The following is a 15,441-nucleotide window of genomic DNA, read 5'->3' as shown; positions in this document are numbered from 1 at the left end:
GGTCGACGAAGGAAGGTGGCAGAGCATGGCGGACAAATCCGGTCCAGCGACCACCGGCAGGGCTCCCAGGGCCGACCACCCGGCGCAGATTCGCAACGTCGTGCTGGTCGGCCCGTCCGGAGCCGGAAAGACCACACTGATCGAGGCCCTGCTGCACGAGTCCGGTGCCACGTCCCGGCTGGGCCGCGTCGAGGACGGCACCACGGTCAGCGACTACGACGAGGTCGAGGTGCGCCAGAAGCGCTCGGTCAACCTCACCGTGGCCCCGGTGGTCTCAGCGGGCATCAAGGTGAACCTGCTGGACACCCCGGGCTACGCCGACTTCGTCGGCGACCTGCGCGCCGGGCTGCGCGCCGCAGACGCCGCGCTGTTCGTCGTCTCGGCGGTCGACGGCATCGACGGGCGCACCCGGCTGCTGTGGGAGGAGTGCGCGGCCATCGGCATCCCGCGCGCCGTGGCGGTCACCAAGATCGACCACCACCGCGCCGATGTCGACGCCGTCGTCGAGCAGTGCCGCGAGGCCTTCGGCGAGAACGTGCTGCCCGCCTACGTGCCCGAGTACTCCGGCGAGGGCGACTCCCGCACGGTGCGCGGCCTGATGGGCCTCATCTCCGGCCGCTACCACGACTACTCCACCGGCACCCGCACCGAGGCCGAGCCGCCCGAGGGCCTGGCCGAACGGGCCGCGCCGATGCGCGACGCGCTGATCGAGGGGGTGATCCAGGAGAGCGAGGACGAGACCCTGATGGACCGCTACATGGAGGGCGAGGATCTCGACCCCTCCATGCTGATCGCCGACCTGGAGGCGGCGGTCGCGCGGGCGGGCTTCTACCCGGTGCTGGCAGTCTCCGCGCTGCGCGGCGCGGGCGTGCCCGAACTGCTGGAGGAGCTGCCCCGGGCCACCCCGGCGCCGACCGAGCGCCCGCTGCCCGACGTCGCCACCGCCTCCGGCGGTCCGGTCGACGGGCTCGCCAGCGATCCCGGCGGGCCGCTGCTGGCCGAGGTCGTCAAGACCATCAGCGACCCCTACGTGGGCCGGGTCAGCCTCGTCCGGGTCTTCAGCGGCACCCTGCTCCCCGACACCGTGGTGCACGTGTGCGGGCAGGGCCTCGCCGACCGCGGCCACGAGGACCACGACGTCGACGAGCGCATCGGCGCGCTGCTGGCCCCCGTGGGCAAGCACAGCGAGCCGGTGGGCGAGGTGGTGGCCGGCGACGTGTGCGCCGTCGCCAAGCTGACCCGCGCCGAGACCGGCGACACGCTCTCGGCCAAGGAGCGCCCGCTGCGGATGCCGCCGTGGACGTTCCCCGACCCGCTGCTGCCGGTGGCGCTGCGCGCGTCGTCCAAGTCCGACGAGGACAAGCTCGCCCAGGCGCTCAACCGGCTGGCCTCCGAGGACGTCACGCTGCGCGTGGAGGTCAACCCCGAGACGCACCAGCTGGTGCTGTGGTGCATGGGCGAGGCGCATCTGGACGTCGCGCTGGACCGGCTCTCCTCGCGCCACGGGGTCGCCGTCGAGACCGACGAGCTGCGCGTGCCGCTGCGCGAGACCTTCGCCGAGCCGGCCGAGGGCATGGGCCGCAACGTCAAGCAGAGCGGCGGCCACGGCGAGTACGGCATCTGCCGGATCCAGGTGGAGCCGCTGCCGTCGGGGTCGGGGCTGGAGTTCGTCGACCGGATCGTGGGCGGCGTCGTGCCGCGCCAGTTCATCCCGTCGGTGGAGAAGGGCATCCGCTCGCAGATGGAGAGCGGCGTGCAGTCGGGCTATCCGATGGTGGACATCCGCGTCACCCTCTACGACGGCAAGGCCCACTCGGTGGACTCCTCCGACATGGCCTTCCAGAAGGCGGGGCGGCTGGCGCTGAAGGACGCCGCGGAGAAGTGCCGGCTGTCGATGCTGGAGCCCTTCGACGAGCTGGCGGTGCTCGTCGCCGACGAGTACATGGGCGCGGTGATGAGCGACCTGTCGGCGCGCCGGGGGCGGGTGATCGGCACCGAGCCGATGGCCAACGGGCGCACGCTGATCCGGGCCGAGGTACCGCAGCTGGAGATCGTCCGCTACGCGGTCGACCTGCGCTCGCTGTCGCACGGCACCGGCACGTTCACGCGGTCCTACCTGCGCCACGAGCCGCTGCCGTCCCAGCTCGTCGACAAGTACGCACGGGAGCTGGCCGGCTCGGCCTGACGGGCGGGCGGCCGCGGGTGCGGAGCGGTCCGGACCGGCCGGGGAGGGGCCGGACCGGACCGCCTCCGGCGCCGGGGCCGGAAGCGGTCGCAGCGGTCACAGCAGGCGGCCGGGCCGCGAGCGGTCGGTGAGCGCCTGGAACCGCCAGGTGTTCACGGGATGGCTCGACAGCAGGTTCACCAGCATCACGAACAGGCCCTGGTCGGTGTGGGCGCGCGCCGCGATGTCGGCGAAGTCGACCTCGCGGTAGAGGTACTTGCCGGCGGCGAGCACCCGCAGGCCCTCCTTGCCCTCCGGGCAGAACTCGTGCGCGTGGTTGTCGGCGGTGTACTCCTGGGCGCGGCTCAGCGTGGCGCCGATCCCGGGGATGATGTCGGCCACCGAGACGCCGAACTGGCGCCAGTAGGAGACGTGGCCGGCGGCGATGTGGCCGACCTCGTGGCCGATGATGAAGCGCAGCGCCTCGGGGTCGGCCAGGCGCCCGCCGATCTCGAACAGGTCGCTGTGCAGCGCGATGAACCGGCGCGCGCCGTGGCCGGAGGCGAAGGCGTTGATGTGGCCGTTGCCCAGCACCACGTAGGCGTCGGGTACCTGCGGCAGGTCGAAGGCCCGCGCGGCCTCGACCACCATCCGGTGCGCCTCGGGGAACTGGGTCTCGGAGATGCGCACCCCGTTGACGCGCTGGCGCGCGTACAGCTGCCCGCGCACGAAGAACACCAGAGCGGGGATGGCGAGCACCACCAGCGGCTGTCCGGACTCGCCGTCCAGGGCGCGGTTGAGGGCGCCGACGACCGCGAGCGCGGTGACCACCAGGCAGACCAGAAGCGCGGTGTTCTCCCGCGGGTGGCGCAGCGCGCGGGCGCGCCGGGGGTCGCCCCAGCGTCCCAGCAGCGTGCCGCGGCGCGGCGGCCGAAGCGCCCGCTTCTGCGGTGACAGACGCGTCGACCGATCCATACGCCACGCACCGCCCAGCCGCCGACGCCCGCTGTGTCCAGCTTTACGTTACAGGCGGTAAGTGGGGCCCTGCGGCGGTTCCTGGCCGTTGTCGCCGGATCGGTCGTGGTCGTCCTGCTGCTCGGGTCCGCCGTACTGCACCGGCTGCTGCGCGTCGGGCTGCTCCGGTCCGGGATACCGGGGATCGGAGAACCGGGGATCGGGAAGCGGCCGGCCGTAGGGATCGGCCGGGTAGCCGCCCGAGGGGTGGCCGCCGGGGTAGGCGCCCGGAGGCTGCCCGTCCCCGGGGTAGGCGACCGGAGGCGGTCCCTCGGCGGGGTGGCCGCCGACCGGATGGCCCCCCTGCGGATGGTCCTCCGCCGGGTAGCCGCCCGGAGGACGGCCCTCCGCCGGATACCCGCCCGACGGATAGCCGTTCGCGGGGTAGCCGCCGGAGGGCGCGTTGCCGACCGGGTGGCCGCCCGGCTCGGGTGCCCCCTCGGTCGAGTACGGCACCGCTCCCGGGGGCGGCGGCGGGGCCGCGACGGGCGGGCCCTGCGGCGGGGGCGCCGCGATGGGCGGGCCCTGCGGCGGCGGCGCCATCGGGGCCCCCGACGGCGGCGGCCCGTAGTCCGGCGCCGCGTTCTCGTCGTCGTCCAGGTAGGGGTCCATGTCGGTGTAGGCCGTGGGCTCGCCCTGCTCCTCCTCGCCTTCGGCCGCGGCCGGGGCGGGCTCACCGGGGTAGACCGCGGTCGGCGGCACCGGCGGCGGGTAGTCGGGGGCCGGGGCCGCGGCGTCGCCCTCGGGCGCGACCGCACCGGGGAACCCGCTCTCGGCGGGACCCGCGACCGCGGGCGCCGGTGCCGGCTCGTCCGGGCGCACGGGCCCGGCGGCCTCGCCGGGGCCCGGGCCGGCGCTCATGGAGGCCTGCCCGCCGGTGGCCGCACCCGCGGGCGCCCCCGGGGTGCCCAGGTAGGTGAGGGCGCCCAGCGACATCGCCGCCAGGCCGGCCCGCAGGGTGGACTCGCGGTCGGGCGCGAAGAAGGGCGAGTGCGTCGCCGGCACGCCCATCAGCTTCTCGTAGGGGGTCTCGCCGGGCGCCGCCTCCCACACGTCGTGCGGGGTGGAGCCCAGGAACCAGTAGACGTAGGGCACCGGCGCAGGGTCGCCCGGCAGCCCGAAGGCGGAGAAGTCCTCGCTGCCGGTGGTCGGCTCGGGCAGCTCCACCACGCGGTCGTCGCCGAAGTAGGCGCGGTGGGCCGCGACGACCTCGGCGGTGGCCTCGGGCTCGTTGGCGGTCACCCCGGTCTCGCGCGCCACCGAGATCTCCGGGTCGCGCTGGGCGCCGGAGGCGGCGGCCTCGGCGCGGACGATGCGGTCGATGGCGCTGTGCAGGCGATCGGCCACGGCCGGGTTCAGAGCGCGGGTGTCGATCTCCAGGTACGCCTCTTCGGGGATCACGTTGGCCTTGGTGCCGGCGCGCAGCACGCCCACGGTGACCACCGCCATCTCGCTCGGGCTGATCTCGCGGGCCACGATGGTCTGCAGCCGGTTGACGATGTTGGCGGCGATCAGCACCGGGTCGACGGTGTTCTCCGGGCGCGCGGCGTGTCCGCCGGAGCCGAACACCCGCACCCGCAGGTTGGTCGTGGCGGCCATGATGGTGCCGGCGCGGTGGGCCACCATGCCCGCGGGCTGGGGCCCCAGATGCTGGGCGAGGACGACGTCGGGCCGGCCGAAGCGGGTGTAGAGGCCGTCGCGCAGCATGGCCGTGGCCCCGTCGAGGGTCTCCTCACCTGGCTGGGCGACGACCATGAGGGTGCCGTGCCACTCGTCGCGGGCCTCGGCGAGCAGGTCGGCGGTACCGACCAGGCACGCCGTGTGCGCGTCGTGGCCGCAGGCGTGCATGATCGGCACGTCCTGGCCGTCGTCGTCGCGACCGCGGGCGGTGCTGGCGTAGGGCAGTCCGGTGCGCTCCTGGACCGGCAGCGCGTCCATGTCGCCGCGCAGCAGCACGGTGGGGCCCTCGCCGTTGCGCAGCACGCCCACCACGCCCGTGCCCCCGACACCGGTCTCGACGTCGAAGCCCGCGCGGGTCAGCCATTCGGCCACGGCGCCCGCGGTGCGGTGCTCCTGGTTCGAGAGTTCGGGATTCTTGTGCAGGTCGACGTAGAACCCTTCGACCAGCGGGAAGATCTCGTCGACGAGCCGCATCACCGCACCTCCGTGCTCAGCGACACGCTGGGGATCGACCGCGTGCGGCACCGCTTCCACCGCCTTCGTCTGAGATGGACTGGGAGCGACCTCCCAGTCGGCCATTCGCCACCGGCGTGCGACCGCAGCGCCGATTGTCCCGCTCGCCCCTGCGAATCTCAAACGTCGCCCGGACGGCGAGCGCCCCGCTTACGAGCCTATCCCCGCCACTGAGGAGGGGATGTCCCAGCCCCGGCGAACTGCGCGCCCCGGTCCCCGGCCGCCGACCGCCGTGCCCCGGCGCCCTGCCCGCGGCGTGCGGAGCGGCGTGTGCCCGCCGCCGCAGGAGCGTGCCGCCCCAGGATTCTCAGCTTATTCACAGTTTACGCGGGCGGCATGTTACCTTTTCGAGATCGTGGAACCCCTCCGGTTCCTGGGATTGTCACACAGGACCACCGGGCGCCCACTCTGTGGCGCCGACGTGGCGGCACCCGAGCGGCACCGGCTCACAGCATTCACAGCCGATTCCCAGGATCGGACCCGCGCGCGCCGTCCCACCGTCCCCCAGCGGCGGTCGGCCGTACCCGCTGCCCGCGAACGGTTACTCGGAGACCCATTGGCCACGACCATCGATCGTCCGCACGACGTCCGCGCCGACCGCGCACCCGGCCCGCAGCGCGACGCCCTGCTCGACAACGCCAAGTTCCTGCTGATCGTGCTCGTGGTCGTCGGCCACGCCATCGAGCCGATGACCGACGACACCCGCCTGGCCGACGCCCTGTACTACTGGGTCTACCTGTTCCACATGCCGGCGTTCGTGCTGATCAGCGGCTACCTCTCGAAGTCCTTCGACGCCTCGGGGCGGCGCATCGACAAGCTGCTCACCACCGTCGCGGCGCCCTACCTGCTCTTCTGGGGCCTCTACGCGCTCGTGTCGCTGTCCACGGGGCGCGACCTGCCCGACAGCCCGCTGGAGCCGCTGTGGCTGACCTGGTTCCTGGCGGCGCTGTTCGTATGGCGGATGACCGTCCCGCTGTGGAACCGCATCCGCCGGCCGTTCGCGGTCTCGGTGGCGGTCTCCCTGCTCGGCGGCGCGGTCACCACCGGCGACGTCCTGGACGTCTCGCGCATCGTCAGCCTGCTGCCGTTCTTCGTGGCCGGGCTGGTGCTGCAGCCCCACCACCTTGACCTGCTCAAGCAGACCTGGGTGCGGGTGTGGAGCGCCGGCGTCGTCACCGTCACCGCGGCGATGTGCTGGATCCACTTGGAGACCCTCAGCCGCGAGTGGGTCTACTGGCGCCAGAGCATCGTCGACCGCGACATGGAGTTCCTGCCGGTGGGCCTTCCGGGCCGGCTGATGTTCATGGTGCTGGCCTTCGCGCTGACCGCGGCCGTGCTCTCGCTCACGCCGCGCCGCACCACGCACTTCACCCGCCTGGGCGCGCTGACGATGTACGTCTTCCTGCTGCACGGCCTGCTGGTGCGCGGCGCCGACGCGCTCGGCTGGTACGACTTCGCCGGGCCCGCGCTGGGCGACTACGCCGCCCTGGGCATCACCGCCCTACTGGCCGTGGCTGCGTCCTATCTGCTGTGCACGCCGTGGGTCCGCCGCGCCACCGCCTGGGCCGTGGAGCCCCGCGTGCGCTGGGCGCTGCGCGACCGCGGCGCCGCCTCCGCGCCCGCCGCGGCCACCGCCGCCCCCGCGGAAGCGGGACCGGTGCCCGCCGGGCGGTAGCCGGCGGGCGGCCGTCCTCCCGGCCGGGGCCGGGGGACGAGGCCGCTCACGGCGGAGGCCGCGAGGGCGACCCCCGCGGCCTCCGCCGTCGTCCGTCCTCCGGTAGCGCCGGCGGACTCAGTCCTCGCCGCGCAGCCGGGCCATCTCGACGCCGAAGTCGCGGGTGGCCAGCCACAGCTTGTAGACGATGAGGGCCTCGAAGGCGGCCAGGGCGACGCAGGAGAACACGACCACGGGCACCAGCAGGGTCGCGCCCGGCACCACCGCCGAGGCCAGCGCTGTCAGGGGCGCCACGACGCACACGAACATCTCGAACTCGATGCCGCTGAAGAGGTGCGGCCGCACGCGCCCGCGCAGCAGCGCCGAACGCAGCCGCCCGTACCAGCCGAACTTGCGGGTGAACCCCTGGTGCACGTCGATGACCCGGGTGCCGGCCTCGGCGGAGCGCTCACGCGCCTGCTCGTGGTCCAGCTCGGGGTTCTCGCGCAGCACCTCCTCGACGAAGACGACCTCGGCGCCGGCCCCCGCCTCGTCGGCGTCCGCGCCGCCGTCCCGGTCGGCCTCGGGTCCACCGTCGGGCTCGGTGTTCTCCGGGTCCTCTTCGGCGGGGGCCCGGGTGTCGCCCTCGGCGGCGGCGCGCAGCTGGGCGCGCATGCTCTGGCGCGTCTTGCCGACCTGGGAGCCGTTGAGATAGCGCACCAGGTCCAGGAAGGTCACCACCGGCGCCAGCAGCAGGAACAGCACTTCGCCGGTGAGCGCCCACTGGCCGATCAGCAGAGCCAGCATGCAGCCGAAGAAGCGGATGCGGTCGAAGATGAAGTCGACCCACGCGCCGAAGACCGACCCGTTGCCCTTCAGCCGGGCGATCTTGCCGTCCATGCAGTCGAGCACGAAGCTGAGGTGGAACAGCAGCGCGCCGGCGACGAGCCAGGGCCACGTGCCCAGCGCGAAGCACACCGCCGAGCCCGCGCCCAGCACCCCCGCCCCGAAGGTGATCTGGTTGGGCGTGATGGAGGTGCGGTTCGCCACCCACACGACCAGCCGCGCCGCCAGCGGGTCGACGAGGAAGACCGTCCACCAGGCGTCGCGGCGTTTGTAGGTGCGCTCGCGGACGTCCGCGAGGGTGAAGCTCGTCATCTCATCTCCTGCAGGGCTTCCCCCGGCGCCGAACGGCCGCGCCCGGCGTCGCGGGCGCCGCGCTGTCGGTGGTCATCGCGCGGCCGGGCGGGAAGGGAGGGTGGGTCGGCCGCAGAATAATGGCAGACCGCGCCTCGCCCGGGCCAATCGGCACGGTGCCGGCGGTGATAATTGTCGAGTAAGGGGGCTGCGGCCGGCCCGGTCGCCGGCGGCCGAGGCCGCGCGCCGCCCCGCAACGGCTCCGACCGAGGTAGAGGCGTGCGTTTTCTCAACGACCAGGTTCCCGGCCACGACCTGACCTACAGCGACGTGTTCATGGTGCCGCGGCACTCGGCCGTGGGATCACGGCTGGACGTCGATCTGCGGACCCACGACGGCACCGGGACGACGATGCCCATCGTAGTCGCGAACATGACCGCCGTCGCCGGGCGGCGGATGGCCGAGACCATCGCCCGGCGCGGCGGCATCGCGGTGCTGCCCCAGGACATCCCCCTCGACGTCGTCGCAGAGGTGGTCTCGTGGGTCAAGCGCCGCGACCTGCTCTACGACACCGCCATCACGCTGACTCCCGAGAGCACGGTCGGCGAAGCGCTGAACCTGCTGCCCAAGCGGGCGCACGACGCAGTGATCGTCGTGGACGGCGGGCGGCGCCCCGTCGGCGTGGTCACCGACGCCGACTGCGCCGGGGTGGACCGCTTCACCCAGGTCCACGAGGTGATGTCGCGCGACCTGCTGACCATTCCCGCGGGCACCGACCCCAAGGAGGCGTTCGGGTCGCTGCACGACTTCCGGCACCGCCTGGCGCCGGTCGTCGACGCCGACGGCGCCCTGGTGGGGGTGCTCACCCGCACCGGCGCACTGCGGGCCACGCTCTACGAGCCGGCGACCGACGCCCGGGGCCGACTGCGGATCGGCGCGGCGGTGGGCGTCAACGGCGACGTGGCCGCCAGGGCCGCCGAGCTGATCGCGGCGGGCGTGGACGTGCTCGTCATCGACACCGCCCACGGGCACCAGGAGAAGATGCTCGCCGCCCTGCGCAAGGTGCGCGCGCTGGATCCGGCGGTCCCGCTGGTGGCGGGCAACGTCGTCTCGTCCGAGGGCACCCGCGACCTGATCGGGGCCGGCGCCGACATCGTCAAGGTCGGCGTGGGGCCGGGCGCCATGTGCACCACCCGGATGATGACCGCGGTGGGCCGCCCGCAGTTCTCCGCCGTGCTGGAGTGCGCGGCCACCGCGCGCGAACTCGGGGCGTCGGTGTGGGCCGACGGGGGTGTCCGCCACCCCCGCGACGTCGCGCTGGCGCTGGCCGCGGGCGCCTCCAACGTGATGATCGGCTCCTGGTTCGCCGGCACCTACGAGTCGCCGGGTGACGTGGTGCGCGACGCGCAGGGGCGGATGTACAAGGAGAGCTTCGGCATGGCCTCGGCGCGTGCGGTGCGGCTGCGCACCTCCGACGACTCCCCGTTCGAGCGGGCGCGCAAGGCGCTGTTCGAGGAGGGGATCTCCACCGCGCGGATGTATCTGGACGAGGAGCGCCCGGGCGTGGAGGACCTCGTCGACGAGATCGTGGCCGGCGTGCGCAGCTCCATGACCTACGCGGGGGCGGCCACGCTGGAGGAGTTCCACGAGCGGGCCACGGTGGGAGTGCAGAGCAGCGCCGGCTACAACGAGGGCCGGCCGGTACCCACCAGCTGGTAGCGGTGCGCCGCCGAGGCGGAAGGCGGGGGGCTGGAGCGCGCCCAGCCCAGCCCCCCGATCCCACTGTCCGCCCGGAGCCGCATCCCGTACCTCGTGCCGCTCCGACCGTGCACTGCGAGAGTAGGTGTGGCGGGGGCGGCGGGTCATCGCCCAGGCGAGGTATTCGCCGCTCCCCCGGAAGGCGGTGGCGGGGTCCTCCTCCGGTCGTAGCCGCCTGCGCCCCCGGACGCAGGCGGGCACGCCGACCTGCGCCGCGCGCCCGGCGCGCACAGCCGGGCGGGTCGGATACGGTATCGCCATCGCCGCCGGGCGGTCCGCGGCACCCGGCACCGGGCGCGCGCGGTGCCCGGGCGGCGCTCGCCCGTTGTGCACACAGGGAGTCGAACCGACCGTGGCATACGTCTATCCCCTGCTGCCGATCGGCGCCGGAGTGGTGATGCTCTGGTTCCTCCTCCGCCACCTGCGCTTCTCGGCGTTCTTGGCCCTTTACGGCGTGCGGGCCGAGGGCGAGGTCGTGGGCTACCGCGAGACCGCCACCTCGGCGTCGATGGTCGTGCGCTTCAGCACGCCCGACGGCCGCGAGGTGCACGCGGCGCACGAGAACACCGGGTGGACCGCCTCACGCAGCGGCGACATCGTCACGGTCTCCTACGACCCCGGCGACCCCGAGCGCGCCCGCATCGTCGCCGCGCCCTGGCTGAGCAACTGGGTGCTGATCATGATGGGCGTGCTCGGGTTCCTGCTGGTCGTCATCGGGCTCGTGCTGGGCTGGCTGGCCTGGTCCGACCCGCTCCTGGACGGTTGAGGGCCGAGCGCTCAGCGCTGGGCGGGGACGGCTCCCGCCGGCGCCGGCGGGGGTGCCTCGCCGGGCGGCGAGAAGCGCATCAAATCGTCGGGCATCCCGCCGGCGACCCAGGTGCGGGTGGTCGTGCGGGTGCGGGCGATCAGGTCGAACAGCCCGGCCCGGTCGCGGCGCACCAGCGCGGTGGAGGCGTGCAGGGCCGGCACGAGCAGCGCCCACCAGCCCAGGCCGGTCGCCAGCAGCGCGGTCACCGGAACGAACAGCAGCGCGCTGCGCACCAGCGCGCGCCCACGCGGCGCCGGGCGCGGCGGCCCGGCTGCCGCGAGCGCGAGGTAGGAGGCGGCCTGGCCCGGAGTGGCCCGGTCGCGCCGGAGCACCGGTACCACCGCGCCGAACACCGCCGCGAACGCCACCAGGGCGGCGGCGCGCAACCCCTCCTCGGAGACCGCGATACCGGCGGCCCGCGCGGCCGCCGCCGCGGCGGCGGCCGCGCAAGCGCCGAACCAGCACACGGCGAGGTCGAGCAGGCGGGCGAGCACGCGGCGCAGCGCACTCGGCGGCAGCAGGTCGCCCGCGGCCCCCGGCCAGGCGCGGGGGAGCATCCGCTTGGCCGCGGCGCCCAGCGACCAGCCGGCCAGGCCGCCGCAGGCGCCCAGCAGCACGTCGTCGACCGCGGCCACCCGGTAGGGGCAGGGGTAGGCGCCCAGCAGGCCTGTGTACTGGAGCGCCTCGACGCCCCCCGCGATCAGCGCGGAGGCCGCGACGGCCGCCACCGCACCGCGGCGGTGGCGGTAGGCCAGCAGCAGTCCCGCAGGCAGCAGGGCGCCCGCGGTCCAGGCCGCGTGCACCGCGGCGGCGGGGCGGTCGAGGGCGCCGAGGAGCATGAGCGGCTCCGGCGCGGGCGCTGCTCCGCCGCCCGCGCAGATGTCCGCGGCGGGCGCCGGAAGCGGATACACGGCGAAGGCCGCGAGGGCGGTCCCGGCGGCGAGCACCGCCATCGTGACCCGCCCCGGCCAGCCGGCCAGGCGGCCGAAGCGCCGGTGCTGGCGGCGCAGGAATCCCATGGCGCCGATCGACACGGCCAGCGCCACGCCGTAGGCCGCTCCGTGCACTGCGGCGTCGGCCGCGAATAGCCCTCCCATAGCTCCGCAAGGCTAGCGGCCGGCCGCCGCGCGCCGCAGGAGAACGCCGGATCCGCCCCGGACGGGGCGGGCGGGGCGGGCGGGGCGGGTGGGATCCGCCTCCGGGATACCGGGGCAGGTCGTCCGCCGTACCTCGACGAAATCCGGACACGGAACCACAAAACCTGCAAATCACCGTTGCTGGACGATGTTGTCGCAGAGAAACAGCCCGAGGCGGATCGCCGAGCAAAGGGCCGACACGCTATCGTGTTCGGGCAATTGACGCTTAGCGCTTGCCTGTGTGCAAAGCAGTACCGTGATCGCAATCTGCGTCTCGACGGGGAATGTGCCCGTGACCCTTCACTGAGCATGCGAAGACCCCGGTGAACCGCCTTCCGTGCTCGGGACTCGTGGATCCCTCCAGGACGCGGACCGGCGACGGGCTGCGGACACCGCGCAGCCGCCGCCTCCCGGCGAACCGCCGGCCGCGCGGCCCGCGCCGCAGCCCCGCCCCCCTGATTCGCCACTAGGAGTACCGTGCAGTCAGCGAAGAGTAAGCGGACGCCCACCATCCGGCGGCGTCTGCGCAGGGCGGTGCTGCTGCCGAGCGCCGCCTTCATCGCGCTGTGGCTCGCCATCAGCGGCTACCTCGGCTGGGAGGCGGTCGAGACCGCGGCGTCGGCCCAGGCGACCAGCGAGCTGTCCACGCCCGCCGCCGTCTCGCTGACCGCCGTGATGGACGAGCGGTCCCAGACCGTGGCCTACCTGGAGCGGCCCGAGGATGCCCGCGACGAGCTGGTCGAGGCGCGGCAGGCCTCCGACAAGCACACCCGCAAGGTGTTCGACCGCTTCGAGACCTACCGCGACTACGCCCCCGACGCCATCCGGGAGCGCATGGCCGAGTTCGAGAAGCAGTACCGCACCATCGACGACATCCGCGAGGAGGTCGACGAGGGCACCGCCTCGCGGGAGAAGGTCCTCGACGACTACAACCGGGTGATGACCGCCGCCGCCGACCTCTTCGACGAGCAGTCCCGCGGCAGCCCGCAGAACGCCGCGATCGGCTCCGGCATGAGCGCGACCGACACCTTCCGCGTCGTCGACCTGCTGGCACTGAGCGACGCCCGGCTGACCCGCAGCTTCACCAACGGCAAGCTCACCCACGACGACCAGCAGGAGTTCACCAGGCTGACCAGCTCCTACCACAGCACGCTGGAGCACGTGCGCGGCTTCCTCAGCCCCGAGCAGGGCCGCAAGCTCGAACGGCTGATGAACAGCGACGAGTACAAGCGCCTGGTCGACATGGAGAGCCGCATCGTCGACCACGACCCGCACATCCTCATGGACCCGGTGACCGGCGAGCACAGCCGCGACACCACGGTCCCGATGGAGGAGCAGGAGTGGAGGTCGGCGTACACGCCGGTCAAGGAGACGCTGACCGAGATCGGCGCGGCCGAGGCCCGCCACGCCGCGGGGATCCAGGCCGACGCCGCGGCCCGGGCGACGCTGATCGCCGGAGCGGGCTCGGTCGGCGTCGCGCTGGTGGGCTTCTTGGCGATCAGCTCGGGCGTGCGCACGACCCACCGGGTCGTGGGGCGCCTGGGCCAGCTGCGCGACGAGACCGACCGGCGCGCCAACGACCTGCTGCCCGACCTCGTCGGCCGCCTGCGCAACAACGAGCCGATCGACTCGGCTTCGGCGATCCCGCAGCTGACCACCGGCGACGACGAGATCGGCAAGGTCGCCTCCTCCTTCCAGAAGGCCCAGCACTTCGCCGTCGACGCCGCCGTCCGCCAGTCGGAGCTGGCCCACGGCATCAACCGGGTGTTCCTCAACATCGCGCACCGCAGCCAGACCCTCATCCACCGGCAGCTGCGGCTGCTGGACCGCATGGAGCGCGAGCAGGAGGACCCCGACCAGCTCACCGACCTGTTCAAGCTCGACCACCTGGCCACCCGCTCGCGCCGCAACGCCGAGAACCTGCTGATCCTCGGCGGCGAGAACCCCGGCCGCACCTTCCACAAGCCGATGCCGCTGGTGGACGTACTGCGCGGCGCGATCTCGGAGTCCGGCGACTACACCCGCGTCGACCGCCGGCGCGTCGCGCGGGTGGCGCTGAAGGGCCCGGCGGTGGCCGACGTCATCCACCTGGTCGCCGAGCTGGTCGACAACGCCACGACGTTCTCGCCGCCGCAGACCAAGGTCCGGCTCAGCAGCGAGCAGGTGCCCAACGGCGTCGTCGTCGAGATCGAGGACCGCGGCCTGGGCATGCAGGACGACGAGCTGGCCGCGGCCAACGAGATCCTGGCCAACCCGCCCGAGTTCGACGTGATGCGGCTCAACGACAAGATGCGCCTGGGCCTGTTCGTCGTCTCGCGGCTGGCCCAGCGGCACGAGATCGGCGTGCGGCTGCGCACCTCGCCCTACGGCGGCGTGGAAGCGATCGTGCTGCTGCCCTCGGTGCTGATCGCCGACGCGGAGCTGCCCGACTCCGCCTTCGACACGACCGGCGAGCGGTCGCGGGCGATACTGCCGAAGCGGCCCGGCGAATCCGGGGCCGGTTCCGCCTCCGACGGCGCGGACGGCAACGGGCAGGAGGCCCCGGCCGAGGACGCCGGTGCCGCACCGGCCGGCGACGGCGACGTGCTCGCGGCCGGGACCGCCGCCCCGGCGCAGCAGGACGGCGACGCCGACCCCGGCGCCGAGCAGGACCGCACCGCGTCGGGCCTGCCCCGCCGCAGCCGGCCCGGCGCGCCGGGCGCGGCCGGCCCGGCCCGCGGCGGGGACGGCGCCGCGGCGCCCGCCGCCACCACCGCCCCGGCCGGGCAGAGCGGCAACGGCGGCGCCCCGGCGAACGGGGCCGCCGGAACCGGCGACGCACCGACCGCGCCGCCCCCGCCACCCGGCGGCGGCGCAGACCCCGAGGCACCGGACCCGGCGGGCGCCCCGCGGGCCGACGCCGACGGGCGCCCTCCGCTGCCCAAGCGCCGGCCCCAGGAGAATCTGGCGCCCCAGCTCCACGAGAACCCCTCGGCCTCGGCCTTCGGCTCCTCGCAACCCGCGGAGGAGGGCGAGGACCGCTCGGCCCGGCTGCGCCGCAACATGTCGGCGTTCCAGCAGGGCACCCGTCGCGGACGCGACGAGGCCGGCAGCGCCGGAACGACACGTGAGAAGGATTCCCGACCGTGACGAACAACGCCGCCAAGGACCTGAACTGGCTGCTCGACGAGCTCGTGGAACGGGCCGTCGGCGCCAGATACGCCATCGTCCTCTCCGCCGACGGCCTGCTCATGGGCCGCTCCGAGGCGCTGGGCACCGACGACGCCGAGCACCTCTCCGCGGTGGCCTCCGCGTTCCAGAGCCTGGCACGCGGCACCGGCCGCCAGTTCGACGGCGGCACGGTGCTGCAGACGGTCGTGGAGATGGAGCACGCCTACCTCTTCGTCACCGGCTCCGGCAGCGGCGCCTGCCTCGCGGTGATCGCCGACGAGGGCTCCGACGTCGGCCTCATCGCCTACGAGATGAACGTGCTCGTGGAGCAGGTCGGCCGGTTCCTCGACGCGTCACCGCGCCACGTGGGAACCGCCGCGGCGCCCGGCGACGCAACCCCCGGCGATTCAGCCGGATAGGAGCGACG

10 protein-coding genes are annotated in these 15,441 nt (G+C 74.0%); 6 read left to right on the top strand and 4 right to left on the bottom strand.

Annotated elements, in window-relative coordinates; genetic code table 11:
• The first annotated feature begins 25 nt into the window (after positions 1 to 25).
• Positions 26 to 2,185, top strand: a complete 2,160-nt coding sequence (locus ABEA15_RS17725; protein WP_345557652.1) for an elongation factor G-like protein EF-G2 — start codon at positions 26 to 28, stop codon at positions 2,183 to 2,185.
• Positions 2,186 to 2,281: 96 nt separating this feature from the next.
• Here ABEA15_RS17725 and ABEA15_RS17720 read toward each other — a convergent pair whose 3' ends face one another.
• Together ABEA15_RS17720 and ABEA15_RS17715 are read right to left on the bottom strand one after the other, a co-directional pair.
• Positions 2,282 to 3,007 carry a M48 family metallopeptidase gene (locus tag ABEA15_RS17720; RefSeq protein WP_344142005.1) on the bottom strand — a complete coding sequence of 242 codons (726 nt, stop codon included), beginning with the start codon at positions 3,005 to 3,007 and terminating at the stop codon, positions 2,282 to 2,284.
• Positions 3,008 to 3,187: 180 nt separating this feature from the next.
• Entirely contained in the window at positions 3,188 to 5,437 is a 2,250-nt protein-coding gene (locus ABEA15_RS17715; RefSeq protein WP_425579409.1) for an amidohydrolase, read from the bottom strand.
• 490 nt (positions 5,438 to 5,927) lie between these two features.
• Between ABEA15_RS17715 and ABEA15_RS17710 the strand changes: the two genes are divergently transcribed.
• The gene (locus tag ABEA15_RS17710; protein WP_344141578.1) at positions 5,928 to 7,046 is read left to right on the top strand and encodes an acyltransferase family protein; all 1,119 of its coding nucleotides are present in this window, start codon (positions 5,928 to 5,930) and stop codon (positions 7,044 to 7,046) included.
• Positions 7,047 to 7,163: 117 nt separating this feature from the next.
• Here ABEA15_RS17710 and ABEA15_RS17705 read toward each other — a convergent pair whose 3' ends face one another.
• A complete protein-coding gene (locus ABEA15_RS17705; protein ID WP_345557650.1) occupies positions 7,164 to 8,183 on the bottom strand; it encodes a CDP-alcohol phosphatidyltransferase family protein in 1,020 nt (339 codons plus the stop codon).
• A gap of 258 nt (positions 8,184 to 8,441) precedes the next feature.
• Here ABEA15_RS17705 and ABEA15_RS17700 point away from each other — a divergent pair, with 258 nt between their 5' ends.
• On the top strand, positions 8,442 to 9,881 hold the full coding sequence (locus tag ABEA15_RS17700; RefSeq protein WP_345557648.1) for a GuaB1 family IMP dehydrogenase-related protein: 1,440 nt from the start codon (positions 8,442 to 8,444) through the stop codon (positions 9,879 to 9,881).
• Positions 9,882 to 10,272: 391 nt separating this feature from the next.
• A complete protein-coding gene (locus ABEA15_RS17695) occupies positions 10,273 to 10,686 on the top strand; it encodes a DUF3592 domain-containing protein (RefSeq protein WP_344141583.1) in 414 nt (137 codons plus the stop codon).
• A gap of 11 nt (positions 10,687 to 10,697) precedes the next feature.
• Here ABEA15_RS17695 and ABEA15_RS17690 read toward each other — a convergent pair whose 3' ends face one another.
• A complete protein-coding gene (locus ABEA15_RS17690) occupies positions 10,698 to 11,825 on the bottom strand; it encodes a VanZ family protein (RefSeq protein ID WP_345557646.1) in 1,128 nt (375 codons plus the stop codon).
• Positions 11,826 to 12,341: 516 nt separating this feature from the next.
• Between ABEA15_RS17690 and ABEA15_RS17685 the strand changes: the two genes are divergently transcribed.
• Together ABEA15_RS17685 and ABEA15_RS17680 are read left to right on the top strand one after the other, a co-directional pair.
• Complete coding sequence (locus tag ABEA15_RS17685; RefSeq protein ID WP_345557644.1) at positions 12,342 to 14,993, top strand: sensor histidine kinase; 2,652 nt, start codon at positions 12,342 to 12,344, stop codon at positions 14,991 to 14,993.
• Positions 14,990 to 15,433 carry a roadblock/LC7 domain-containing protein gene (locus tag ABEA15_RS17680; protein WP_344141588.1) on the top strand — a complete coding sequence of 148 codons (444 nt, stop codon included), beginning with the start codon at positions 14,990 to 14,992 and terminating at the stop codon, positions 15,431 to 15,433. The genes ABEA15_RS17685 and ABEA15_RS17680 overlap by 4 nt, the downstream gene beginning before the upstream one ends.
• Positions 15,434 to 15,441: the final 8 nt, after the last annotated feature.

Source organism: Streptomonospora halophila, from assembly GCF_039542725.1.
Taxonomy (GTDB): domain Bacteria; phylum Actinomycetota; class Actinomycetes; order Streptosporangiales; family Streptosporangiaceae; genus Streptomonospora; species Streptomonospora halophila.
The sequence above is the reverse complement of the archived record's forward strand: the minus strand, read 5'-3'. Positions and strand labels throughout refer to the sequence as shown.

Coding starts and splice junctions, on each gene's coding strand:
- ABEA15_RS17690 (WP_345557646.1), bottom strand. CDS start 11,825: ATGGGAGGGCTATTCGCGGCCGACGCCGCAGTGCACGGAGCGGCCTAC.
- ABEA15_RS17715 (WP_425579409.1), bottom strand. CDS start 5,437: ATGGCCGACTGGGAGGTCGCTCCCAGTCCATCTCAGACGAAGGCGGTG.
- ABEA15_RS17705 (WP_345557650.1), bottom strand. CDS start 8,183: ATGACGAGCTTCACCCTCGCGGACGTCCGCGAGCGCACCTACAAACGC.
- ABEA15_RS17725 (WP_345557652.1), top strand. CDS start 26: ATGGCGGACAAATCCGGTCCAGCGACCACCGGCAGGGCTCCCAGGGCC.